The sequence below is a fragment of the Streptomyces sp. MZ04 genome, from assembly GCF_004684775.1.
GTDB lineage: Bacteria > Actinomycetota > Actinomycetes > Streptomycetales > Streptomycetaceae > Streptomyces.
Genome location: NZ_SRIC01000617.1, coordinates 1 through 762 on the forward strand (window position 1 = coordinate 1; position 762 = coordinate 762).

A 762-nucleotide genomic window follows, 5' to 3' on the forward strand; every position below is an offset into this window, starting at 1 on the left:
CACCCACCCGATTGCCCCGGGTACTTGGTTGGGTGGGCGGGGCAAGCGGCTCGGCCTCGGCTGGCCGTCAACGGCCGTCAACGGCCGTCAGCGGCCGTCAGCGGCTGTCAGCGGCTGTCAGCGGCCGTCGGCGCGTTGCCACTCGTGGGGGCGGCCGAGGTAGCGGTACAGGTCGCCGGTTTCGGGGTTGGTGGCGAACAGGCAGTCGCCGTCCGCGCGGATGAGGCCTGCCGGGCCGCCGATCTTCGTCCAGGCGTGGCCCTTGCCCGTCCACTCGTAGACGCCGCTCTTGACGCCGCTGTTGTCGCCGCTGTTGTCGGGCGACAGGCCATAGAGCCGTCCGCCGACGACTACGAAGGTCTTGCCCGGACCGCCGATGCGGGTCCAGGCCCCTGGCAGGCCGCCGAACCGGTAGATGTCACCGCTCCTGGGGTTGGTGGCGAACAGGCCCGCCCCGCCCGCGAAGATGCGGCGTGCCGGTCCGCCGATCCGCACCCACTCCTTGCCGCGGCCGTTCCATTCGGGGGCGGCGGTTGCTCCGGAGGCGGCGGCATCTCCGGAGGCGCCAGGTGCACCGGAGGTGCCGGATGCTCCAGAGGCGCCGGAGCAGGATCCGTCGCCCGAAAACCGGGCTTCCGAGGTTCAGACTCCCGAGAGCCGGACTCCCGAGAGCCGGACTCCCGGGAGCCGGACCCCCGAGGGTCGGGCTGGCGAGGGCCAGACTGAGGGCCGGGCTGGCGAGGGGCGGACTGGGGGGTGGAC

Annotated in this window: 1 protein-coding gene; it reads right to left on the reverse strand. The window is 73.1% G+C overall.

Annotated elements, in window-relative coordinates:
* Positions 1–117: 117 nt before the first annotated feature.
* Entirely contained in the window at positions 118–495 is a 378-nt protein-coding gene (locus E2651_RS43520) for a hypothetical protein (protein ID WP_135336766.1), read from the reverse strand.
* Positions 496–762 lie beyond the last annotated feature (267 nt).